Annotated in this window: 22 protein-coding genes, 1 tRNA gene, 1 pseudogene and 1 other annotated feature; of the genes and pseudogenes, 19 read left to right on the top strand and 5 right to left on the bottom strand. The window is 29.6% G+C overall.

Features of this window, described 5'->3' with window-relative positions:
* On the bottom strand, nucleotides 1-990 hold the full coding sequence (locus RSF37_RS08140) for an aspartate-semialdehyde dehydrogenase (RefSeq protein ID WP_332563907.1): 990 nt from the start codon (nucleotides 988-990) through the stop codon (nucleotides 1-3).
* Nucleotides 991-1,191: 201 nt separating this feature from the next.
* Here RSF37_RS08140 and RSF37_RS08135 point away from each other — a divergent pair, with 201 nt between their 5' ends.
* The 6 genes from RSF37_RS08135 (at nucleotide 1,192) to RSF37_RS08110 (ending at nucleotide 7,323) form a co-directional block, all read left to right on the top strand.
* Nucleotides 1,192-1,479, top strand: a complete 288-nt coding sequence (locus RSF37_RS08135) for a small, acid-soluble spore protein, alpha/beta type (RefSeq protein ID WP_332563906.1) — start codon at nucleotides 1,192-1,194, stop codon at nucleotides 1,477-1,479.
* Nucleotides 1,480-1,548: 69 nt separating this feature from the next.
* Entirely contained in the window at nucleotides 1,549-2,295 is a 747-nt protein-coding gene (locus tag RSF37_RS08130; protein WP_332563905.1) for a class I SAM-dependent DNA methyltransferase, read from the top strand.
* Nucleotides 2,296-2,298: 3 nt separating this feature from the next.
* Nucleotides 2,299-3,183, top strand: a complete 885-nt coding sequence (gene hslO, locus RSF37_RS08125) for an Hsp33 family molecular chaperone HslO (protein WP_332563904.1) — start codon at nucleotides 2,299-2,301, stop codon at nucleotides 3,181-3,183.
* A 277-nt stretch (nucleotides 3,184-3,460) separates the two neighbouring features.
* Complete coding sequence (locus tag RSF37_RS08120) at nucleotides 3,461-4,915, top strand: aminoacyl-histidine dipeptidase (RefSeq protein WP_332563903.1); 1,455 nt, start codon at nucleotides 3,461-3,463, stop codon at nucleotides 4,913-4,915.
* Between the two features lie 76 nt (nucleotides 4,916-4,991).
* On the top strand, nucleotides 4,992-6,968 hold the full coding sequence (locus RSF37_RS08115; RefSeq protein ID WP_332563902.1) for an OPT family oligopeptide transporter: 1,977 nt from the start codon (nucleotides 4,992-4,994) through the stop codon (nucleotides 6,966-6,968).
* Complete coding sequence (locus RSF37_RS08110) at nucleotides 6,946-7,323, top strand: PqqD family peptide modification chaperone (RefSeq protein WP_332563901.1); 378 nt, start codon at nucleotides 6,946-6,948, stop codon at nucleotides 7,321-7,323. The genes RSF37_RS08115 and RSF37_RS08110 overlap by 23 nt, the downstream gene beginning before the upstream one ends.
* Nucleotides 7,324-7,500: 177 nt before the next feature.
* Here RSF37_RS08110 and RSF37_RS08105 read toward each other — a convergent pair.
* The 3 genes and pseudogenes from RSF37_RS08105 to RSF37_RS08095 form a co-directional block, all read right to left on the bottom strand.
* A pseudogene (locus RSF37_RS08105) lies at nucleotides 7,501-7,711 on the bottom strand (transposase); the annotation flags it as partial.
* A 272-nt stretch (nucleotides 7,712-7,983) separates the two neighbouring features.
* A complete protein-coding gene (locus tag RSF37_RS08100; RefSeq protein WP_332563900.1) occupies nucleotides 7,984-8,103 on the bottom strand; it encodes a helix-turn-helix domain-containing protein in 120 nt (39 codons plus the stop codon).
* Nucleotides 8,104-8,486: 383 nt separating this feature from the next.
* Nucleotides 8,487-8,560, bottom strand: a tRNA-Cys gene (locus tag RSF37_RS08095).
* A gap of 115 nt (nucleotides 8,561-8,675) precedes the next feature.
* On the opposite strand from RSF37_RS08095, the gene RSF37_RS08090 reads away from it, so the two are divergent.
* Nucleotides 8,676-9,317 carry an HD domain-containing protein gene (locus RSF37_RS08090; protein ID WP_332563899.1) on the top strand — a complete coding sequence of 214 codons (642 nt, stop codon included), beginning with the start codon at nucleotides 8,676-8,678 and terminating at the stop codon, nucleotides 9,315-9,317.
* A 103-nt stretch (nucleotides 9,318-9,420) separates the two neighbouring features.
* Here RSF37_RS08090 and RSF37_RS08085 read toward each other — a convergent pair whose 3' ends face one another.
* Nucleotides 9,421-10,113, bottom strand: coding sequence for a DUF6873 family GME fold protein (locus RSF37_RS08085; protein WP_332563898.1), 693 nt, complete (start codon nucleotides 10,111-10,113; stop codon nucleotides 9,421-9,423).
* A 144-nt stretch (nucleotides 10,114-10,257) separates the two neighbouring features.
* Between RSF37_RS08085 and ytxC the strand changes: the two genes are divergently transcribed.
* From ytxC to RSF37_RS08025, 12 genes are all read left to right on the top strand, one after another.
* Entirely contained in the window at nucleotides 10,258-11,133 is an 876-nt protein-coding gene (gene ytxC, locus RSF37_RS08080) for a putative sporulation protein YtxC (protein ID WP_332563897.1), read from the top strand.
* A gap of 191 nt (nucleotides 11,134-11,324) precedes the next feature.
* Nucleotides 11,325-11,846: a translation initiation factor IF-3 gene (gene infC, locus RSF37_RS08075; protein WP_332563926.1), complete on the top strand. Its 522-nt coding sequence runs from the start codon at nucleotides 11,325-11,327 to the stop codon at nucleotides 11,844-11,846.
* Between the two features lie 20 nt (nucleotides 11,847-11,866).
* Nucleotides 11,867-12,064, top strand: a complete 198-nt coding sequence (gene rpmI, locus RSF37_RS08070; protein ID WP_332563896.1) for a 50S ribosomal protein L35 — start codon at nucleotides 11,867-11,869, stop codon at nucleotides 12,062-12,064.
* Between the two features lie 27 nt (nucleotides 12,065-12,091).
* The gene (gene rplT / locus RSF37_RS08065) at nucleotides 12,092-12,451 is read left to right on the top strand and encodes a 50S ribosomal protein L20 (protein WP_332563895.1); all 360 of its coding nucleotides are present in this window, start codon (nucleotides 12,092-12,094) and stop codon (nucleotides 12,449-12,451) included.
* Between the two features lie 197 nt (nucleotides 12,452-12,648).
* Nucleotides 12,649-13,995 carry a TrkH family potassium uptake protein gene (locus RSF37_RS08060; protein WP_332563894.1) on the top strand — a complete coding sequence of 449 codons (1,347 nt, stop codon included), beginning with the start codon at nucleotides 12,649-12,651 and terminating at the stop codon, nucleotides 13,993-13,995.
* 11 nt (nucleotides 13,996-14,006) lie between these two features.
* A complete protein-coding gene (locus tag RSF37_RS08055) occupies nucleotides 14,007-14,675 on the top strand; it encodes a potassium channel family protein (protein WP_332563893.1) in 669 nt (222 codons plus the stop codon).
* A 13-nt stretch (nucleotides 14,676-14,688) separates the two neighbouring features.
* Nucleotides 14,689-15,480, top strand: coding sequence for a TrmH family RNA methyltransferase (locus tag RSF37_RS08050; protein ID WP_332563892.1), 792 nt, complete (start codon nucleotides 14,689-14,691; stop codon nucleotides 15,478-15,480).
* 33 nt (nucleotides 15,481-15,513) lie between these two features.
* Nucleotides 15,514-15,735 (top strand) — a binding site (T-box leader).
* 65 nt (nucleotides 15,736-15,800) lie between these two features.
* Nucleotides 15,801-16,820, top strand: a complete 1,020-nt coding sequence (gene pheS / locus RSF37_RS08045) for a phenylalanine--tRNA ligase subunit alpha (RefSeq protein ID WP_332563891.1) — start codon at nucleotides 15,801-15,803, stop codon at nucleotides 16,818-16,820.
* Nucleotides 16,821-16,851: 31 nt separating this feature from the next.
* A complete protein-coding gene (gene pheT, locus RSF37_RS08040) occupies nucleotides 16,852-19,233 on the top strand; it encodes a phenylalanine--tRNA ligase subunit beta (protein WP_332563890.1) in 2,382 nt (793 codons plus the stop codon).
* A gap of 182 nt (nucleotides 19,234-19,415) precedes the next feature.
* Nucleotides 19,416-20,186 (top strand): formate/nitrite transporter family protein, encoded by a 771-nt coding sequence (locus tag RSF37_RS08035; RefSeq protein ID WP_332563889.1) that lies wholly within the window; start codon nucleotides 19,416-19,418, stop codon nucleotides 20,184-20,186.
* Nucleotides 20,187-20,330: 144 nt separating this feature from the next.
* Nucleotides 20,331-21,578: a cell division protein ZapA gene (zapA, locus tag RSF37_RS08030; protein WP_332563888.1), complete on the top strand. Its 1,248-nt coding sequence runs from the start codon at nucleotides 20,331-20,333 to the stop codon at nucleotides 21,576-21,578.
* A 111-nt stretch (nucleotides 21,579-21,689) separates the two neighbouring features.
* Nucleotides 21,690-22,966 (top strand): peptidase U32 family protein (locus RSF37_RS08025; protein WP_332563887.1); only part of this gene is annotated, 1,277 nt, incomplete at its 3' end.

Genomic DNA, 22,966 nt, shown 5'->3' with positions numbered 1-22,966 from the left:
CTATTTATTATTAATCATTAATTCTGCAATTTGAACTGCATTAAGTGCAGCACCTTTTCTGATGTTATCAGCAACTACCCAAAGGTTTAATCCGTTATCTATACTAAAATCTCTTCTTATTCTTCCAACGTAAACATCATCTTTATCAGTAACTTCAAGTGGAGTTGGATATTCAAGGTTTTGAACATCATTCCAAACTGTAATTCCTTCTGAATTAACAAATGCATCAATTACATCATTTAATTCAAATTCTTTTAATGTTTCAACATTGATACTTTCACTATGAGAATTTAATACAGGAACTCTAACTGTAGTTGCAGTTACTTTTAAATCATCAAGATGAAGTATTTTTCTTGTTTCATTTATCATTTTCATTTCTTCTTTAGTGTATCCATTTTCTAAAAAGACATCTATGTGAGGTAATACATTACCTACAATTGGTTTTGGGAACTTTTTAGGTGCGATACCTTTAATTCCATCTTCTAAGTCTTTTATAGCTTGTATTCCAGCTCCTGATACAGCTTGGTAAGTTGAGTAAACAACTCTCTTTAAACCATATTTATCATGTATTACTTTTAAAACTGGCATAGCTTGTATTGTTGAACAATTTGGATTAGCTATTATTCCTTTATGCCACTTTATATCCTCTGGATTCACTTCAGGAACAACTAATGGAACTTTAGGGTCCATTCTCCAAGCGCTACTATTATCAATAACAACAGCACCATATTTTGAGAATATAGGTGCAAATTCTAAGCTAGCATCCCCACCAGCTGAAAATAATGCAAAATCTATATCTTTTGATTTAATATTGTCCTCACTAGTTTCTTCAACAATATATTCTTCGCCTTTGAAAATCATTTTCTTTCCTTTTGATCTAGATGAAGCAAAAAGATAAAGGTTTTTAACAGGGAAATTCCTTTCCTCTAAAATACTTAAAAACTTTCTGCCTACATTACCAGTAGCCCCAACTATTGCAATGTTATACAAATTAATCCCTCCAATACTTTTATATATAATTGTATATACAATAACTATAAGGATTTATGAAATAAATATCAAGTAATATGAGAAAAATATTGGCAAAAACTCATTTGTTAAAAAACATTTCACAAAATTATATTAATAAATTATGAGAATAATACATGCTTTTCTGGAAAGAATAACAATAAAGAATGGAGTGAGGAAATTTTGAGTAAAACACCTTTAAAAAAGATAATAAAATCAAAAATAAAATCAAACAAAGAATTAACAGAAGCAGAAAAGCTTAGAGAAAAAATTAAATATGAAATAGCAGAAGAACTTGGATTAAGTGAAAAAATTGATGGGGGTGGCTGGGGAGCACTAACAGCAGAAGAGACTGGAAGAATTGGTGGCATAATGACTAGTAGAAAGAAGAAAATGCATATACCAACTAATGACGTTATATTAGGAAGAAAGAAATTAGATGAAAGTACAGATAATAATGTAAGTAATTAGTTTGACTTAATGTAGAAATAATTATAATATAAATGTTAGTGTTTTTATATTTAGAAATGGGGGAATTTTATGGCATATGGTGAATTTGCTAAAATATATGATGAATTAATAAATGAAGATATAGATTATAATAAAATAGCAAATAGATTAAAAGAAATTATGAATGAGCATAATGTTAAAAATGATGATTACTTAGACTTGGCTTGTGGTACTGGAAATGTTTCTGTGAAAATGGCAAATGATTTTAAGCATTCATTTGCAGTAGACCTTTCAGAGGATATGCTAGTTGAGGCTTTTGATAAGTTTCAAAGTGAAAAGATAAAAAGCAGAATAATATGTCAAGACATGACTGAACTTTCACTAAATCGTGAATTCGATTTAATAAGTTGTGTTTTAGATTCTACTAATTACATATTAGAAGAAGAAGATATAGTAGAATACTTTAAAAGTGTTCATAATCATTTAAAAGACGAAGGTATTTTTGTATTTGATATAAATTCGTATTACAAATTATCAACTGTCTTAGGAAACAACATTTATACTTATAATTCTGATGATGTATTTTATTCATGGGAAAATGTTTTCGAAGATGAGATAGTAAATATGTTCTTAACATTCTTTATAAAAAAAGGTGATTTTTATGAAAAGTTTGAAGAAGAACATTTTGAAAGAGCATACAAAGAAGCTCAAATAGAAAAATTATTAAAAGAATGTAGATTTACTATATTAGATAAATTTGATGGATATGATAACAAAAAAGTTGAAGATCTATCAGAGAGAATTCTATATGTAGTAAAGAAAGAGATGGAGGGATAACTTATGAAAGATAAAATTATTAGAGGTACAGCTAAAGATGGAATGGTTAGATTTATAGGAGGTATCACTACTAATCTAGTTAATGAAGGAGTATCTTTACATGAATGTACACCAGTTGCATCTGCTGCACTTGGAAGAATGCTAACTGCATGTTCATTAATGGGAGTGCAATTAAAGTCAGAAAAAGAAGTTGTAACATTAAAAATAGATGGTGGTGGAGATTTAAAGGGAGTTACAGTTACTGGACACTCAGATGGATCAGTTAAAGGATTCATTGGAAATCCAAATGTGGACATTCCGCTTAAGGAAAATGGTAAGCTTGATGTAAGTGGTGCTGTTGGAACTAACGGATTACTATATGTAATTAAAGATATGGGAATGAAAGATCCATATGTTGGACAGGTTCCAATATATACTGGTGAAATTGCAGAAGATCTAGCATATTACTTTACTGTATCAGAGCAAACACCATCTGCAGTTTTACTTGGAGTATTAGTTGATAAAGATCTTTCAATAAAAGCATCAGGTGGAATTATAATTCAAATGATGCCAGGTGCTGATGAAATGCTTGCAGACCTTATAAGTTATAGAATTCAAGATATGAAATCAATAACAACACTTATTGAAGAAGGTAAGACTATAGAAGATATAGTAGAAGAAATATTTGAAGATATGGACCCTAAAGTACTAGATAGTATAGAGCCAACTTATAAATGTGATTGTTCTAAAGAAAGAGTTCTTAAAGCATTAGTTAGTATTGGTGAAAAAGAATTAAATGCTATATATGATGAAAATAAGTCAGAACAAATAGTATGTCACTTCTGTAATAAGAAGTATGAAATAACTCACGATGAAATTGGAGAGCTTTTAGAAAATTGCAAAAAATAATATAGTTTTATTTGTAAGAGAGTATTCATTTTTTTTGAATGCTCTCTTTTTTCAGTTACTTAAAAATATTACAGTATTATTTGAAATTTATGTCTATTGTATTACTATTATTTTAATTTTATACACACCTTATTGATTATTTTTCTGTAAATGTCTACAATTTCCTTAAGGCGAAAAATTTAGATATTAGATTAATATATACAAAATATACGTTTGTATTAATTTGAAATCTAAGTATCTTTTGCTAAAAATACGTCTAGAAAAGGGAGAGATATTTATGTCAGTATGTGAAAATTTAGAACCAAAAAAAGTATTCGGATTTTTCGAAAAGTTAACTACAATTCCTCATGGTTCATTTAATGAAAAAGAAATAAGTGATTTTTTAGTTAACTTTGCAAAAGAGAGAAATTTAGAAGTTGTACAAGATGAAGCATTAAATGTTGTAATTAGAAAGCCAGCGACAAAAGGATATGAAAATGCTACTCCTGTAATAATACAAGGTCATATGGATATGGTTTGTGAAAAGACTGAAAATAGTAATCACAATTTTACGAAGGACCCTTTAAATTTAAGAATTGAAGGAGATTACTTATATGCAACAGATACAACACTTGGAGCAGATGATGGTATTGCAGTAGCTTATGCACTAGCGATATTAGATTCAAATGAAGCAATTCACCCAGCATTAGAAGTTGTATTTACTACATGTGAAGAAGTTTCAATGAATGGAGCAGAGAAGCTTGATACATCAAAATTAAAGGGAAAGATTTTACTTAATATAGATTCAGAAGTAGAAGGTCAATTTTTAACTGGATGTGCTGGTGGAATTAACACTAAGACAGTATTTGAAAAAGAATTAGAAGATATAAGTGGTAAATGTATTAATGTATCTGTTAGTGGATTACTTGGAGGGCATTCAGGTCTTGAAATAAAGAAGCAAAGAGGAAATGCTAATAAATTAATGGGCAGACTATTATTTGAAATAAAGAAATCAGTTGATTTTAATATTGTAAAAATTAATGGTGGTACTAAACATAATGCAATTCCACGTGAATGCATATCTGTAATATCAGTAAAAAATGATAGTGATATTATAAAAGTAAAAGATGTAGTAAAAGAAGTTTCAAAAGAATTTAAAAATGAATTCAGAGTTACTGATAAGGGATTAATTTTAAATGTTTCTGATTGTACATGCTCTGAATTAAAGAAGCAATATACAAGTAATAAAACTAATGACGTAATTAACTTCTTAGTTGCAGTTCCAAATGGTGTTCAAAACATGAGCATGGATATAGAAGGATTAGTTCAAACTAGTTTAAATTTAGCAATTATTGAAACTACTTTAGAAGGCGTAGAAATTACTATGTCAATAAGAAGTTCTATAAAGAGCCTAAAATATGAAGTGTTTAATACTTTATTTGTAATAGCTTCTATGGCTAATGGTAAAATTTCAAAAATCTCTGAATACCCAGAGTGGCAATATGACCCTGATTCAAAGGTTAGAGAATTATGCCTTAAAGTTTATAAGGAAATGTTTAATAAAGATGCAGAAGTAACTGCAATTCATGCTGGTCTTGAATGCGGATTGTTTAAAGAAACAATGAAAGACACAGACATGATAAGTTTTGGACCAGATATATTTGACGCTCATAGTTCAAATGAACATTTAGGTATATCATCTACAAAGAGAGTGTATGAATTCCTTTTAGAAGTTTTAAAAGAAATTAAATAATTATATTAATTATTGCAGAAGTCACATTTTAAAATTGTGGCTTCTCTGCAAATTTAGATGTTAAGGAGTGATAAAAATGGAGGCAGAAAGAAAAAAGTTATCATCTACAGCTTATGGAGGTTGTAAGGGGGAAGATTATATACCATTTGTTCCAACATCAGACGTTATGCCTGAAACTACAGGATATTCAATTATAGTTGGTGTAATTATTGCATGTATATTTGCTGCGGCAAATGCTTATTTAGGATTAAAAGTTGGGATAACAATAGCATCTGCAATACCAGGTGCAATATTAGCTGTTGGAATATTAAAAGGAACATTTAAAAGAAATAATATTTTAGAAGCTAATCTTGCATGTTCATTATCTGGAATGGGTGAAGCAGCAGCAGGTTGCGCAGTCTTTGTATTACCTTCACTTATTTTAGCTGGATTTAATATTAGTTTATTAACTATAATATTAATTATAGTTGTAGGTGGATCTATGGGGGTATTCTTTATTACTCCACTTAGAAGATACTTAATAGTTGAAGAACATGGGAATTTAGTATATCCAGAAGGTATGGCTGCTGCAGAAGTATTAGTTACAGCAAGCCAAGGTGGAAGTTCATTTAAAACGGTTTTAGTCGGCATTGGACTTGGAGGAGTATATAACCTTTTGTCTGATGGATTTAAATTGTGGGGAGGAAAAACAACATATACATTTAAAGGATATCAAGGAACAATGGTTGGATTTGATACTTTAGCACCAGTTTTAGGTGTTGGATTTATAGTTGGTGTTAGAGTTGGTCTTTTAATGTTTGGAGGATCATTAGTTGCATGGTTTGGACTTATTCCATTAATTAAATTCTTTGGTGCAGGACTTAGTGGTGCAATATTCCCATCAACAAAAGTAATTTCTCAAATGACTGCTATGGAAGTATGGTCAAACTACATTAAATATATAGGTGCAGGAGCTGTTGCAATGGGTGGATTTATTTCACTTGCAAAATCCCTTCCTACTATAATAAATAGTTTTAAACAAGCAATTACAGGATTAGTTAAAGATGAGGAAAAAGGAAACGGAGCAGCTAAAGTTAGAACTAATAAGGAAACACCTATAGTTTGGCTTATTGGAGCAGCTTTAGTTGGATTCTTTGCAACTTGGCTTTTACCAATGTTTAAAGCAGGAATTTTAGGTGGTCTACTAGCAGTGTTATTTGCATTCTTCTTTGCAGTTGTATCAGCAAGAATGGTTGGTATAATTGGAGAATCTAATAACCCGGTTTCTGGTATGGCAATTGCATCATTACTATTTATAGCAATTATATTTAGAATAACAGGACTTTCAGGTAGTATTGGAGTTGAAAAATCATTAATAGTAACTTCAATAGTTGCTGCAGCTGTTGGAGTTGCAGGAGCAACATCACAAGGACTAAAAACAACATTTATCATAGGTGGTACTCCAAAGGATAACCATATATGGATGTGGGTTGCAATGGTATTTTCAGCAGTTATGGTTGCAGTTGTAATATTTATGCTAAATAAAGCTTATGGACTTGGATCATTAGATGTTCCAGCACCACAAGCTACACTTATGAAAATGTTAGCGGATGGTATTATAACAGGTCAAATTCCATGGACACTAGTATTTGTTGGGGTATTTATATCATTATTCTGTGAAATGGCAGGTATTCCAATTTTACCAGTTGCACTTGGTGTATATCTTCCTATAACTTTAAATGCAACAATATTAGCCGGTGGAGTTATAAGAGTTTTAGTTGAAAAGAGATTTAAGAAAGATGAAGATAAAGATGCTAAAGGTGAAGCGGTTGAAAAAGGAATACTTACAGCATCAGGACTTGTTGCCGGTGGTGCGATTATGGGTATTATAGTTGCAATGCTTACAACATTTGGTTTAAATATTGGATTTGGTGAAAATATATTACCAGCAGTTACTCAAAGTAATTGGTTACCACTTATAATGTTCTTACTTCTTGCTTTATGGTTCTATAATTCATCAGTAAAAGGTGGAAAGGATTTTAAAATAAAACATGAAAAAGAAAGCGTTAAATAAAAATAGTAAAAAAGATAATTATAACTTCCTTCTTTATGTACCTGAGATTAAACATAATAATTGGAAGGTAGTAGATAATAAAGTTGTAATATATTTTGAGGTGAAAGACCCTGTAAAGAAATTTATAGGATGGCTATATAAAACATCACCAACTTGTGATATAACATTTGATGAGCTTTGTACAAAGGCGTGGCTTCTTATTGATGGCAAAAGATCAATATATGATATTGTCAAAATAATGTCTAAAGAATGTAATGAAAGTATTGATAGTTCAATTCATAGAGTTGTACCTTATATGCATCACATTGCAAGAAAAGGATGGATATCATTTAAAGAAGTTAAAAAAGCAAGTTAATAAAAAAGGGGCTGTTGCAAAATGATTAATTTTTAATCAGGAGCAACGCTCCTTTTCGGTTTTAAACAAAAATATCCGAATGATTAAAGCAATCTATAGATTACTTTAATCATTCGGATATTTTTTTGATATTAGATGCACTTAAATAAGCCTATTAAATATATTCCGTAATTAGGCAGGTGATTTAAATCCTTGAAGTAACCATATAAAATTTATATCTCTTTTGCATGATTTTTCTACTTGAATAGATATTTTGAGAATATGCATAAGATATTATTTTGAACATGATTTTTGGTTCAACTGCCGGTTTTCTTCCGATAGAAGAGTACGCCTTATAAAGCTTTGCGTAGTTTAATCCATCCAATATGTGGCTTAGCAAACGAACTGAAGCTAAAGCAAAATCAAACGAAGATCTTTTTGAGAATTATGATAAAAGATTATCAGAAAAAAATGATCATACTTCGATATCCAAGGATATGATTAAAACGTTCATCATACTCCTTGATAAGCTGTGCCAATTCTATGTTTATCTTTTCTTGGTCTGGAACATTTCTGTGTAACCATTTATAGTTCGAAGCTCTTGAATTTCTAATAGTTGGTTTGCCATATCACTTTCTTGTAATTGGCGTTTAAGATGCATGTTTTCTCTCCTTAAACGTTCTAATTCATCAACTTCATCATCTTTTTATGATGCCCACGTTTATCAACTAAAACGCTATCACCCGTGCTATGATATTTTTTCACCCAAGAATAAACTTGACTATAAGAAATATCATACATTTTTCTAAAACGCTAGGATGTAGATTATATTTAGAAGCAATATCAACTGAGCTTTCGCCTCCCGAAATGACTTCTTTAACACATGACATTTTAAAGCTGGCAGAATAACTTTTGTTTCCAACCACTGGAACAAATACATTTATTCCGTGAATACGGTATGCTGCTACCCACTTTTGAATAGTTGTTCTTCCTATATTATATTTTTAGATAAGTACTCATATGATCCTTCTCCATCTAAATATGCTTGAGAAATCATCGAACGAAATTCTGGAGTATGTTTTGATTTTGGAATAAAAATACCTCCTAAGTAGATTTTGGTTATTTACCATGTCTACTTAGGAGGTATCATATCAGTTTTGCAACAGCCCCTTTTTTTCTATTATTGGAGGCGCCACCCAGATTTGAACTGGGGATAAAGGTTTTGCAGACCTCTGCCTTACCGCTTGGCTATAGCGCCATATATTAATAGTATATAAAATACTTTGAAAAATATTACAACTTTTTTAAGTGTGAATTTTTATTTTTTTTTTGGATAAAATAAATTTAGAACTGAAAGGAGTGTATTTTAAAAGATGGAATTGAATTTTGAAAAGATAAATGAAGTGTTACTTCATAGTAAAAAGCCATCTGAATATTTTAATTATTTATTAAAGGAAGGAAAACTTAATAGTTATCCTTATTTAGAACTTAAAAAATTAAAGGATATAGAACAATCTAAAATACACCACCCAGAGGGCAGTGTATGGAATCACGTTATGCTTGTATTAGATAATGGTGCGTATTATAGAGATTATGCAAATGATAAAAGTGCTTTTATGTGGGCGCTTCTTATGCACGATATTGGAAAGATAAGCACAACAAAAATTAGAAAAGGTAGATGGACATCATATAACCATGATAATGTAGGTGCAATAGAAAGTATGAAATTTATGAGAGATGTAGGAATTAAAGATGAAGAGTTTTTAAAAACTGTGAGCAATTTAGTTAAATATCATATGCACTTTTTATATATCCAAAAAAAACTTCCTTTTGGGAATAGGGATATGATGCTAAAGGAAGTAGATATAAATGATATAACTTTAGTTTTCTTATGCGACAGACTGGGAAGAGGAAGTTTAGAAAAAGAAGATAAGATAGAAATAATAGCTTCAATACATGAGTTCTTAGATAAATATAAAGATTTAGGCTATGGAAAGCTTAATTTTATAAGATAAAATAAAAAGCTATAAAGTTTATTTTAAAGAAATCAAACTTTTATAGCTTTTGTTATTCTTAAATTGAAACATTTTAACTACTAGAACGTAATATATATAGAAGTTATATAGAGATAATACTTCCGCGATCTATTAACTTAGAATCACTTAAATATATTGGAGTTACATCATGCTTTTTTAAAAAAGATTTTATATTCTCCCCATATAGATAATTATTCAAGTTACCAAAGAAAGCTATCTCATTTTCACTAATCATACCACCGGTACCTCCGATAAAACCATAGTCAAAACCATAAAGATTGATATCACCTGGTGGAACTAGAAGAGAATCAAATCCCTCTTTAATTAGGGCGTTTGAAATTAACCTATCAGAGGTGATAAAAGCATTTTCTTTAATTTTTAAAACAGAACATTTAGTGTATCCTTGTTTTACATTAAAATGAGGCTTATTGTTAAGGGCTAATAAAAGGTTATCATCAGTATATTTTAAATTATGCATAAAAAATTCTTCTGTAATTAATCCGTTTAAGATTATATCGCCTGGATAATTGTTTTTTAATGAGTTTTTTGAGAAGGAATAAGCTATATTATAATCTTTCAATATATTAATGAAAGAACTATCTATATCTTTATGAACTAGTACCTCAGAATTAACTACAGCTAGTTGAATGTCTGGATGACCATTTATTGCATCATATACAAGATTAGTTTTTGGAACTTTAATTGGAATTACTCCGCATTTTTTTAAGTTGTTTATTTCTATGTCTGTAATTCTATAATCAACAAAAGAATACATAATTACCCTCCTAAATTTAAATATATACTTAAATTACTACTAATATGCTAAAAAATCAATAAAACTAGGAAGTTTTACAAATCAATTTTTAGTATAGTGCAAATAATTTTAATACATACTATTACTAAGAAGGGAGTGAAATCTATGCTTGTACTAAAGTTAGCTTATATGGGAGAATTAGACTTTATAAAAGAGTTACAAGAATTGAAAACCCTACTAAAAGGTAAAAATATAGTAATAGGTTTAGTTGAAAAGATAGAAGGTAAGACTCATATTATAAAAGTTATGTGTGATGAAGAGTGTTATAGTGAAGATGTTTTTGAAAGAATAAAAATATACATTAGTGAGCTATTATATGAAATAGTAATAAGAAATTATAAAGAAAAAGAATTATTTGAATTTTTAACTGATACGTATTTTTTCTTAAAGCAAGATGAAATAATAGATGTTGAAGTTGAAATAATGCAGACTTTACTTAGAAGAAATAAAATTAAAGATGAGGATTCAATATACTGTGAGAATAAGATAAACAAAATTATATGGAGTATAAAAGAATGCTTAGAAGAAACAAATGAATTTAATATAAATGGATTTATTACATTTAGAATGAGAGAACTTAAAGAGGATATTGAGAGAGTAATTGATAAAGTTGTAGAAAAGTACATGGTAGAAAAGGAATATAAGGAATTTATAAAATTACTTAAATATTTTGTTGATATACAAGAGAGTAAAGTAGATAGGATAGATATAATGATAGGGGAAGATGGAAGTTATAATATATTAGATGATAAAGATAACGATCTATTTAATCAGTTTATGAATGAGCTTACAGATTGTAAAGTTGGTGTAGATGCAAACGTGGAAGACGTTATAATAAGCGGTTTAATAACCAATGCTCCAAAAAAAATAATAATTTATGAAAAAAAATACTGTACAAACAAAGAGTTTCTTGATACAATAATAAATGTCTTCGGGGACAGAGTTAAATTTGAAGAAGGATACAGAGATGTAATCCACTAAAATAATTTAAAAAATTTGTTGACAAAGATAGATGAAAATAGTATTATGATTTAAGAAAGAAGAAACAGCCGTTTCTCACCTGCAACTCTTTGTAAGAAGTTAGTATGGTTAGTTTATTTGAAAGATTAAACAGGACGGCTTTATGCCGTCCTTTATTTATATGTATTGTTTTAATTGGTAAAAATACGGAGGTGGAAGCCATTAGTAAAAATTATATAATTAATGAAGACATCAAGAAAAAGGAAGTAAGATTACTTTCTAAGGATGGAGAACAACTAGGAGTTGTTCCAAGTAGAGAAGCTTTAAAACTTGCAGAGGAAGCTGAGTTAGATTTAGTGATGATATCACCAAATGCTAATCCACCAGTTTGCAAGATTATGGACTTAGGTAAGTTCATATATGAGCAATCTAAAAAAGAAAAAGAAGCTAAGAAGAAGCAAAAAGTTATCAATATCAAAGAGATAAGAGTAAGTCTTACAATAGAAGAAAATGATATTGCAATTAAAGCTAAAAAAGCAAGGAAGTTCCTATTAGATGGTGATAAAGTTAAGGTCACTGTAAGATTCAGAGGAAGAGAGATGGAATTAGGACATATTGCCCAAAAAATTCTTGAAAACTTCCTAGGAAAACTTGAAGATGTTTCTATCATGGAAAAAAGACCTAAAAGAGAAGGTAGAAACATGACAATGATTTTAGGGCCTAAAAAGGCATAACTTGAGAGGAGGATGTTATCATGCCAAAAATGAAGACACATAGAGGTGCAGCAAAGAGATTTAGAAAGACAGGTACAGGAAAACTTAAGAGAGCTAAAGCTTTCAGAAGCCACATATTAACTAAGAAGAGTTCAAAGACTAAGAGAAAACTTAGAAAAGGTGGATACGTATCAACTACACAAATAAAAGCAATGAAGAAATTATTACCATACCTATAAGAGTTTGGACGCAGGAGGTTTTGTTAAATGGCAAGAGTTAAAAGAGCAGTTAACGCTCGTAAGAATCATAAAAAAGTATTAAAGCTTGCAAAAGGATACTACGGTGGAAAGAGCAAGTTATTTAAAACAGCTAATGAATCAGTAATCAGAGCATTAAGAAATGCTTATGTTGGAAGAAGATTAAAGAAGAGAGATTATAGAAGACTTTGGATAGCTAGAATAAACGCAGCTACAAGAATCAATGGTCTTTCATATTCAAAATTCATGAATGGAATCAAATTAGCTGGAATAGATATAAACAGAAAAATGTTATCAGAGATAGCTATCAATGATCCAAAAGCATTTGCAGATTTAGTTGAAGTAGCTAAGAAGCAAATAAACGCTTAATTATAGAAATGCGACTTAGGTCGCATTTTCTTTATATACAGATATTTTTTCTTTAAGTTTATTTAGTGTTTATAAAATTTTAATAGGTATATAACAAGGATTTAACAATGAAGTAGTAAGATTTAGTTGCTAATATTTTATTGTAAGATGGTGTATAATAGTATTAAGCGTGGTTATACAACCTTTGAGGTGGTTAAATGAGGAAAAATTTATTAAAAAAAATTAAACTTAGCGCAGTGCAAATATTAGCGCTAGGATTTGGAATAGTTATACTTATTGGAGCAATTATATTAAGTTTGCCTATTTCATCAGCAAGTGGAGAAAGTACAAACTTCTTAGATGCTTTATTTACATCTACATCAGCTGTTTGTGTTACTGGACTTGTTACACTAGACACAGGAACTTATTGGAATCAATTTGGTCAAATAGTAATTATGTTTTTAATTGAAATTGGTGGACTTGGATTTATGTCATTTGCAACATTTATCGCAGTTTTACTTGGAAGAAAAATAACTCTAAGAGATAGATTAGTAATGCAAGAAGCCTTAAATACATTTAGTATTCAAGGTCTTGTTAAAATGGTGAGATATGTCTTAGGATTTACTTTTGCTGTTCAATTTTTCGGAGCGTTATTATTATCAACACAATTTATTCCGCAATTTGGAATGCTAAAAGGGATATATTATAGCATATTCCATTCTATTTCAGCTTTTTGTAATGCTGGATTTGACTTAATGGGAGGATATGCATCAGTTACTAGTTATTCAAGTAACGTTGTAATACTTCTTACTATAAGTACTTTAATAATAATAGGTGGATTGGGCTTTACTGTGTGGCTTGAAATTTATAATTATAGAGGGCTTAAGAAACTATCAGTGCATTCAAAAATAGTATTATTAATAACAGCAGTATTACTAATAGGTGGTACTATTTTAATGTTTATATTTGAAATGCACAATCCAGAGACAATGGGTAATATGAGCTTAGGTGATAAGGTTTTAAATTCATATTTTGCGTCAGCATCACCTAGAACAGCAGGATTTAACAGTGTATCAACAGACGGAATGACTAATTCAGGTAAGTTTTTAACAATAATATTAATGTTTATTGGAGGATCACCTGGATCAACTGCTGGTGGACTTAAAACAGCTACATTTGGATTAATTATTTTAACGGTAATATCTGTTATAAGGGGTAGAGAAGACACTCAAGCATTTGGAAGAAGATTTTCTAAAGACTTAGTATATAAAGCTTTTTCACTTTTAATAATAGGTATGTCTTTAGTAATAGCAGTTACATTACTGCTTTCAATAACTGAACCAAATGAATCTTTTGTAAATATATTATATGAAGCAACTTCGGCTTTTGGTACTGTAGGTTTAACAACTGGAGTTACTCAAAGATTAAGTTCGGTTGGTAAAGTATTAATACTTATAACTATGTATTTTGGAAGGGTTGGCCCTATGACAGTAGCGTTAGCATTTTTAAGAAACAAGAAAAAACAAACTCACAAATATCCAGAAGGTAAGATTTTAATAGGTTAGGGGAGAATTAAATGGCAAAGAAGCAATTTGTTATAATAGGACTTGGAAGATTTGGTTCTTCTGTTGCTGAAACTTTATATGGTCTTGGCAATGATGTACTTGTTATAGATAAGGATGAAGATTTAATACAAGATATATCTGATAATGTAACTCATGCAGTTCAAATGGATGCAACTGATGAAAATGCATTAAGAACATTAGGACTTAGGAACTTTGATGTTGCGGTAGTTACTATTGGTTCAAACATACAAGCGAGTGTTATGGTTACTCTTTTAGTTAAAGAATTAGGTGTTAAGTATATAATAGCAAAGGGAAATAGTGATTTGCATGCTAAAGTTCTATATAAGATAGGCGCAGATAGAGTAATACTTCCAGAAAAAGATATGGGGGTTAGAGTTGCTCATAACTTAGTTTCAGAAAGTATTTTAGACTTTATTGAATTATCTTCAGATTATAGTATTATGGAAATTGAAGCTCCAGATGAGTGGAGAGGTAAATCAATTAGAGAACTTAAACTTAGAAGTAAGTATGGAATTAATGTTATGGCAATAAAAAATCATGATGGTATAAACCTTTCACCACTTGCAGATGACACTGTAGACGCTAAAGATATATTAGTTGCTATCGGTTCAGCAGAAGATTTAAGTAAGTTAGAAGGAATGATAGTTAAACTAAAATAATGAGGTGCAAATTTTGATTTATATAGAAAGTAAAGAAAATGCTATATATAAGGAATTAAAAAAACTTAAAGATAGAAAAGGAAGAAATAAACTTCAAAAATATTTAATTGAAGGCTTTAGATTAGTTGAAGAAGCGCTGAAAGCAGAAGCTCAAATTGAATGTATATTTTGCTTAGAATATGAAGATAGCAAGACGGAAGCATTAGTAAAACAATACAATTATAAGGGCAAAATATTTAAGTTAAGTAGAAGTTTATTTCTAGAAGTATGTGATACGGAAAATCCTCAAGGTATATTAGCAGTTATAAAGATGGAAGAAGTTAATTCTGATATCAAAGGAGAATTTTATCTTTTATGTGATAAACTTCAAGATCCAGGTAATCTTGGGACAATAATTAGAACAGCTCATGCATCAGGTGTAGATGGTATTATATTAACTAAGGGAACGGTAGATATATATAATGATAAAACTATAAGATCTACAATGGGTTCTATGTTTTATGTACCAATAATTATTGATAATGACTTAAGTTATCTTAAATCACTAAAAGAAAAGGGATTCAAAATTGTTTCAACTTCATTAGAAGGAAGCAAAGATTTTTTTGAAGAAGATCTAACTGGTAAAACTGTAATAACAGTTGGTAATGAAGGTAATGGTGTTTCAAAGGAAGTTTATGAATTGTCAGATAAAAAAGTTAAAATACCAATGCCAGGAGGTGCAGAATCATTGAATGTAGGTGTAGCTACATCAATTATTTTGTATGAAAAATTAAGGCAAAAAATAAGCCTATTGAAATTTAAATAAAATGTATGTATAATGATTAATATAATTTTAAATTAATATACTGTGATAGAGAGAGTAAATATAATTAACTTTTCAAAGGGAGAGGTAGCCGTAGATTGAAAGTTACCTTACAAGTATTATGTTGAAGTTCACTCAGGAGTTCTAACTATGAAATTTAAGTAGTAGTTAGCGGGTAAAACCGTTAAGTTTACGAGTTGGGTTTAATAATAAGTATTAAACCAATTAGGGTGGTAACGCGGATATTCCGTCCCTTTGTTTTAAGGGACGGTTTTTTTATGCATAAAATTAATTTGGAATTGTTAGAGAAAGGAGACAAAAAAATGCAAGAACAACTTAAAAAGATTCAAGAATTAGCAATAAATGAAATTGAAAATGCTAAAACATCTTCAGAAATTGAAGAAATTAGAGTAAAGTTCCTAGGTAAAAAAGGAGAACTTACAACAATACTTAGAGGTATGAAAGATGTATCTCAAGAAGAAAGACCACTAGTTGGTAAGATGGTTAATGAGGTTAAGAGTTCAGTTGAAGAAAACATTGAAAAAGCTTCAAAAGCTATTAAGAACAAAGAAAAATTAGAAAAATTATCAAGCGAGGTAATTGATATATCATTACCTGGAAAAAGAAGTAGAGTTGGAAAGAAACATCCATTATACTTAACACTTGAAAATATGAAGAATATATTTGTTTCTATGGGATTCACTATTGAAGAAGGTCCTGAAATAGAACTTGATAAATATAACTTCGAAGCATTAAATATACCAAAGGATCATCCAGCTAGAAGTGAACAAGACACTTTCTACATAAATGATAGTCTTGTTTTAAGAACTCAAACTTCACCAGTTCAAGTTAGAACTATGGAAAATCAAAAACCACCAATTAAGATGATTTCACCAGGAAAAGTTTATAGATCAGATGATGTTGATGCAACTCATTCTCCTATATTCTATCAAATGGAAGGTTTAGTTATAGATAAAGGTGTAACTTTTGCAGATCTTAAAGGAACATTAGAACTATTTGCAAAGAAAATGTTTGGTAGTTCAGTAAAAACTAAATTCAGACCACATCATTTCCCATTCACAGAACCTTCAGCAGAAATGGATGCAACTTGCTTTGTTTGTGGAGGAAAAGGCTGCAAAGTTTGTAAAGGAAGCGGATGGATTGAAATATTAGGTTGCGGTATGGTTCATCCACAAGTTCTTAGAAATTGTGGAATAGACCCAGAAGAATATTCAGGATTTGCTTTTGGATTTGGTGTTGATAGAATGGTAATGCTTAAGTATGGTATTGATGACATCAGATTATTATATGAAAGTGACATGAGATTCTTAGATCAATTCTAAAATTTGATGATTTAAAGTAGGAGGTAAGAAAATGAAAGTACCATATAGTTGGTTAAAAGATTATGTTGATATAAATATTGGAGCACAAGAAGTTGGAGATTTATTAACTCTTTCAGGTTCAGCATTAGAAGGAGTAATAGTACAAGGGGACAATATAAATAGAGTTGTCGTTTGTAAATTTGTTTCTATTGAAAAACATCCTGATGCAGAAAAGTTAAGTGTTTGTATGGTTGATATTGGAGAAGATGAACCACTTCAAATAGTTACAGCTGCAACTAATATGAAAGTTTCAGATAAAGTACCAGTTGCACTTCATAAGTCAACATTAGCAGATGGAACAGAAATTAAAAAAGGAAAACTTAGAGGAATAGTATCAAATGGTATGTTCTGTTCTGAGGCTGAACTTGGCTTAAAAGGAGAGGATGAAGTAGATGGTCTTATGATACTTGAAGAAGACGCTCCTATTGGAGTTGAAATTAAAGAGTATTTAGGACTTAAAAAGGAAACTTTAGACTTTGATATTACTTCAAATAGACCAGATTGTTTAAGTATGGTTGGAATGGCAAGAGAAACAGCAGGAACATTAAAAACAACTTATAAAATGCCAAATATGGAGTATAAAGTAACTTCATCAGATAATATAAACGATGAAATTACTGTAGAAGTTAATGATCCATTATGTAGAAGATATATGGCAAGAGGAGTTAAAAATGTAAAGATTGCTCCTTCACCAAAATGGATGCAAGATAGATTATTAGAAGCTGGAGTTAGACCAATAAATAATATAGTTGATATTACAAACTTTGTTATGCTTGAAATTGGTGAACCAATGCATGCTTTTGACAGAAGAGAAATAAAATCTAATAAAATAGTTGTTGAAAGAGCTAAGGATTTAGAGAAATTCACAACATTAGATGAAGTTCTAAGAGAACTTGATTCAAATATTCTTTGTATAAAAGATGGAACTGAAACTATAGCACTTGCTGGAATAATGGGCGGATTAGATTCAGAAGTTAAAAACGATACAACTGAAATAATATTTGAATGCGCTGCTTTTGAAGGAACAAACATAAGAGTTAATTCAAAAAAATTAGGAATAAGAACTGAGAGTTCAACAAGATTTGAAAAAGATATAGATCCTAATTTAGCTGAAATTGCTTTAAATAGAGCTTGTGCGCTTGTATGTGAGTTAGGTGCTGGAGATGTTATGGAAGGCACTATAGACGTATACAAAGAAGTGAAAGAAGAAGGACATATAGAAGTTTCTTCAACATGGATAAACAAGTTCTTAGGAACAAAGATATCAAAAGAAGAAATGAAAGAGTGCTTAGATTATATAGATTTAAAGACAGAAATAGATGGAGATACTTTAAAAATAGTACTTCCAACATTTAGAATAGATCTTGGAATAAAAGAAGATATTGCAGAAGAAGTTGCAAGAATTTATGGATACAACAATATAGAAGGAACTATATTCAAAGTTCAAACTGAAAGAGAACCTAAGTATAGAAAAGAAATATTAGATGATAAAGTTGTTGATATAATGACAGCAAGTGGATTGAATCAATCTATTAGTTATTCATTCATTTCAAGAAAGGCTTTTGATAAGATAGGACTTCCTGAAGATAGTAAACTTAGAAATGTTGTTACAATAAAAAATCCTCTAGGTGAAGATTATAGTGTAATGAGAACTACTACAATAGCTTCTATGATGGAATCATTAGCAAGAAACTATACAAGAAATAATAGTGAAGCATATCTTTTTGAAATAGGAAAAGTTTATATTCCAACTGAAGATGAAACAGAACTTCCTATAGAGAAGAATGTTTTAACAATAGGAATGTATGGTAATGTTGATTACTTAAATCTTAAGGGAGTTATTGAAAACTTAATCGAAGGATTAGGAGTTAAAGGTGTTAAGTTCTTAAGAGAAAGTGAAAATGTTAGCTTCCATCCAGGAAAAACAGCTAAACTTATAGTTGGTAGAAAAACAGAAGCTGGTGTATTTGGTGAAGTTCATCCAGATTTAAATGAAAACTTTGGAATTGATGCACCGTGCTATATAGCTGAAATAGATTTAGATGCAGTATATGATAATGCAGAACTTGCAAGAAAGTATAAAGCACTTCCAAAGTTCCCAGCAGTTACAAGAGATATTGCACTTTTAGTAGAAGATAGTATTTTAGTTCAAGATATTGAAGATGCAATAAGAAGAGCTGGTGGAAACTTAGTTGAAAAGGTCGATCTTTTCGATATATATAAAGGAGAGCAAATACCAGAAGGTAAAAAAAGTATAGCTTATGCTATTGTATATAGAAATGAAAATAAGACTTTAACAGATAAAGAAGTAAATAAAGTTCATGATAAGATATTAAGAACACTTGAGCATAAATTAGGTGCTGAAGTTAGATAATTATCGTAATTAAGAAACAAAAAAGCGTATTGGATTAATTCAATACGCTTTTTCTTTACTAGATATTAATAGACTCCATAAAAAGTTTAAAAATGTTATATACCGTGATAAATATCACTGTATATAAAGAAGTATTGTTATATATTTAACATATAAAATAAATTGATTAAGGGGAATTATATATGTTTGGAGAAGATCTTAAAAATGTTGCTATTGCAGGAAAAAATAAAATTAATTTACTAAAATCAAATAAGGTTGGATACATGATAAGCAGTATTTTAGCAGGGTTATATGTTGGGCTAGGTATAATGTTAATATTTTCAATCGGAGGGATTTTAATAAGTGGAGGTTCCGCGAGTACTAAAATAATTATGGGAGTATCTTTTGGTGTTGCACTTAGTTTAGTTATATTTGCAGGCGCAGAATTGTTTACAGGGAATAACTTTGTTATGAGTGTAGCATCTTTAAAAGGAGAAGTGTCATGGATAGATACAATAAAATTGTGGATAGCTGCTTTTATAGGTAATTTATTAGGTTCAATAATAGGTGGAGTAGCATTTGTTATTGCAGGTCTTGCAAAAGGTCCAGTTGGTGAGTTTATAGCAAATACAAGTGCTGCAAAAATGTCTCTTGGAATTTCAGAACTTTTTATGAGAGGGGTACTATGTAATATATTAGTATGCTTAGCAATATGGTGTTCTATAAAAATGAAAACGGAAATTGGAAAGCTAGTGATGGTTTTCTGGTGCTTATTTGTATTTATAACAGCAGGATTTGAACATAGTGTAGCAAATATGACTCTTTTAACAATAGGATTACTATCACCGCAAGGTGCAGCAGTAACTATTGGAGGATTTATATATAATGTTGGAATCGTAACTTTAGGTAATATGGTTGGTGGAGTATTATTAGCGTTATGCTACTATATTATAAGTAAAAACAAAGAATTTTAACAAAAAAACTTTAAAATCCTCAAATGAGGATTTTTTTTGTTATTAAAATTTAATTATCTTTTCACTTTACATAATTGTACATTTTATGAATATCCAATATAATTAATATAAGAGTAATTATAATATTTTAAGAGGTGGATTAAGATGGTAAAAATCACAGTTAATATAAATGGGGTAGACTATAACTTAAGAGGAAAAGAAAGTGAAGAATACTTAAGGGATATCGCATCATATGTAGATGAAAGAATAAAAGAAGTAATAGGTAAAAATCCAGTACTTAGTATTTCACAAGCATCAGTACTTGCAGCTGTAAATATTACAGATGAATTATATAAGTCTGATACTGAAATAAGAAATATTGTTGGACTTAAAAATAACTTAGAGAAAGAACGTGCAACGTTATTTAAAACGATTGAAGATTTAAAAAAAGATATAATTGTAATAAAAGAAGATAATACTTTATTAAAAGAAAGAAAAGATAATGCAATAAAAGGATTAAAAGATGATAGAGAAAAATTCTTTAAAGAATTAGAAGAAACAAAAAAAGAGGGTGAAACTTTAAAGAATAATGTAAGTTCTCTATTAGCTACTATTAAAGAAAAAGAATCTGAAATTAAAAAGTTAAATGAAGAGAATAAAAAGTATAAAGATGAAAATGTTGTTTTAAAAGAAAGAAATAATAAAAATAGTAAAGAATTAAATACTATTAAGGAAAGCTTAAGAGTAACAGAAAATTCTTTAAAGAAAGAAATAAATATATTAAAAGAAAGAAATGCAAAGAGCAGTAAAGAAATTGAAACTACAGTATTTAAAAATAAAATTCTGTCAAAGGAAATTGAAGAGGGTAAAAAGGATATAAATAATGCTTTAAAAGAAGTAGATAAAATTAAAAATAGAAAAAATTCTATAGAAGTTGAAATGGATATTCTAAGAAGTAAGAATAAAGAATTAAATGATGATATAAATAAAAAAGATTACATTATAAATGAATGTGAAGTTAAATATGATAATGCAAAGAAACAGCTAGATAAAGCTTTAGAGAATTTAAATAAAGTACAAGCCGAATATGAAAAGAGTATGTACTTAATAAAAGAAGAAAAGCTTCAAACTGAAAAAAGTGAGCAAGCGTTAGAAGAAATGAGAATGGAAATTAGATCATTAGAAGAAGATGTGGAAGAAAAAAGAAATGATATAACAGAATTAAAAGATAGGGTAACTAAAGCTGAACATGATAGAAAAACATTACTAGAAGCTGGAAAGACAACAAGGTTAGCTCTTCAAAGTAGTAAATATAAAGTTTTAGATTTAGAAAAGAAATTAGTTGATGTTCAAATTGAACTTACAAAAGCAAAGTCACTAAATGAGCCTGTATTACTAAAAAAGAGAAAATAAGTTGTAGTACTGAGGAGAATTAAATACCTCAGTACTTTATTTTTAATGATTAATAAGGTAAACTAAAACAATGTAGAAAAACAAATGGTTAAAGTTTTAGGAGAGATGTAAATGGAAAGAATTGAAGTACTAGCGCCAGCTGGTAGCATGGAGAGTCTTTATGCTGCTATTAATAATGGTGCAGATGCAATATATTTAGGTGGAGATAAGTTCTCAGCAAGAGCTTACGCTTCAAATTTTAATAATGAAAACATGCAAAAAGCTATTGATTATGCTCATAGTTATGGAGTAAAAGTTTATGTAACTATGAATACACTTCTAAAGGAGGATGAATTACCCAAAGCTTTAAAATATGCAGGGTACCTATATGAAATAGGTGTTGATGCTCTTATAATTCAAGATATGGGACTTTTTAAAGGTATAAAGGATATGTATAGTGATTTTGAGCTACATGCATCAACGCAAATGACAATACATAACGGAGAAGGAGCTATATACTTTAAGGAAAAAGGATTTCATAGAATTGTTTTATCAAGAGAGCTATCATTTGACGAAATAAAGTATATATCAACAGATTTAAAAATAGAAACAGAAATGTTTGTTCACGGAGCACTTTGTGTTTGTTATTCAGGACAATGTCTTATGAGTTCAATGATAGGTGGAAGAAGTGGAAATAGAGGAAGATGTGCTCAGCCTTGTAGAATGGAATATACACTTACTTCAAATAAAAGTGGTGAAAGAAAAGGATATCTTTTATCACCAAAGGATATTTGTACTATAGAAGATGTTAAAAGTATAATTGATAGTGGAACATATTCACTGAAAATTGAAGGAAGAATGAAAAGACCTGAATATGTTGCTGGGGTTGTTAGAAATTACAGAAAGGCAGTAGATAAAGAGTTATATAATAAGGATTATAATCCTAAAAAGGGAAAAGATGAACTTCTACAATTGTTTAATAGAGGCGGTTTTTCTAAAGCTTATTTAAATAAAAATGTAGGAAAAGATATGATGAGTTTTTCATTCCCTAAAAATACAGGAGTATCACTTGGGAAGATATTAGATAATGGAGAAATCATATTAGAGAGAGACTTATCATTAGGTGATGGAGTTAGAATTTTAGATGGTGGTTTTACAGCAAGTAAAATTATAAAAGATAAAAATGAAGTTAAAACTGCATTGAAGGGTGATAGAGTAAAAATATTCCCAACAAAATATAAAAAGGGTGATTACCTTTATAAAATGTCAGATAAGAAATTAACAGAAGAATTAAGTGAGGGAATTAAACCTTACGGCAGGAAAATTCCTCTAAAGTGTTATGTTAAATTTAAAGTGAATGAAGAAGTGACAATTGGAACATTATTTTTAGATGAATATTATGAGGTTTC

The organism is Clostridium sp. (genome assembly GCF_036643715.1).
Classification (GTDB): Bacteria; Bacillota; Clostridia; order Clostridiales; family Clostridiaceae; genus Clostridium.
Note: the sequence above shows the minus strand (reverse complement) of the source record. Positions and strands in the feature narration are given on the sequence as shown.

Bases quoted from the DNA above. Each gene is read 5' to 3' on its own strand.
- RSF37_RS08130 (WP_332563905.1), top strand. From the start codon at position 1,549: ATGGCATATGGTGAATTTGCTAAAATATATGATGAATTAATAAATGAA.
- hslO (WP_332563904.1), top strand. From the start codon at position 2,299: ATGAAAGATAAAATTATTAGAGGTACAGCTAAAGATGGAATGGTTAGA.
- RSF37_RS08120 (WP_332563903.1), top strand. From the start codon at position 3,461: ATGTCAGTATGTGAAAATTTAGAACCAAAAAAAGTATTCGGATTTTTC.
- RSF37_RS08115 (WP_332563902.1), top strand. From the start codon at position 4,992: ATGGAGGCAGAAAGAAAAAAGTTATCATCTACAGCTTATGGAGGTTGT.
- RSF37_RS08110 (WP_332563901.1), top strand. From the start codon at position 6,946: ATGAAAAAGAAAGCGTTAAATAAAAATAGTAAAAAAGATAATTATAAC.
- RSF37_RS08100 (WP_332563900.1), bottom strand. From the start codon at position 8,103: ATGTATGATATTTCTTATAGTCAAGTTTATTCTTGGGTGAAAAAATAT.
- RSF37_RS08090 (WP_332563899.1), top strand. From the start codon at position 8,676: ATGGAATTGAATTTTGAAAAGATAAATGAAGTGTTACTTCATAGTAAA.
- RSF37_RS08085 (WP_332563898.1), bottom strand. From the start codon at position 10,113: ATGTATTCTTTTGTTGATTATAGAATTACAGACATAGAAATAAACAAC.
- ytxC (WP_332563897.1), top strand. From the start codon at position 10,258: ATGCTTGTACTAAAGTTAGCTTATATGGGAGAATTAGACTTTATAAAA.
- rpmI (WP_332563896.1), top strand. From the start codon at position 11,867: ATGCCAAAAATGAAGACACATAGAGGTGCAGCAAAGAGATTTAGAAAG.
- rplT (WP_332563895.1), top strand. From the start codon at position 12,092: ATGGCAAGAGTTAAAAGAGCAGTTAACGCTCGTAAGAATCATAAAAAA.
- RSF37_RS08060 (WP_332563894.1), top strand. From the start codon at position 12,649: ATGAGGAAAAATTTATTAAAAAAAATTAAACTTAGCGCAGTGCAAATA.
- RSF37_RS08055 (WP_332563893.1), top strand. From the start codon at position 14,007: ATGGCAAAGAAGCAATTTGTTATAATAGGACTTGGAAGATTTGGTTCT.
- pheS (WP_332563891.1), top strand. From the start codon at position 15,801: ATGCAAGAACAACTTAAAAAGATTCAAGAATTAGCAATAAATGAAATT.
- pheT (WP_332563890.1), top strand. From the start codon at position 16,852: ATGAAAGTACCATATAGTTGGTTAAAAGATTATGTTGATATAAATATT.
- RSF37_RS08035 (WP_332563889.1), top strand. From the start codon at position 19,416: ATGTTTGGAGAAGATCTTAAAAATGTTGCTATTGCAGGAAAAAATAAA.
- zapA (WP_332563888.1), top strand. From the start codon at position 20,331: ATGGTAAAAATCACAGTTAATATAAATGGGGTAGACTATAACTTAAGA.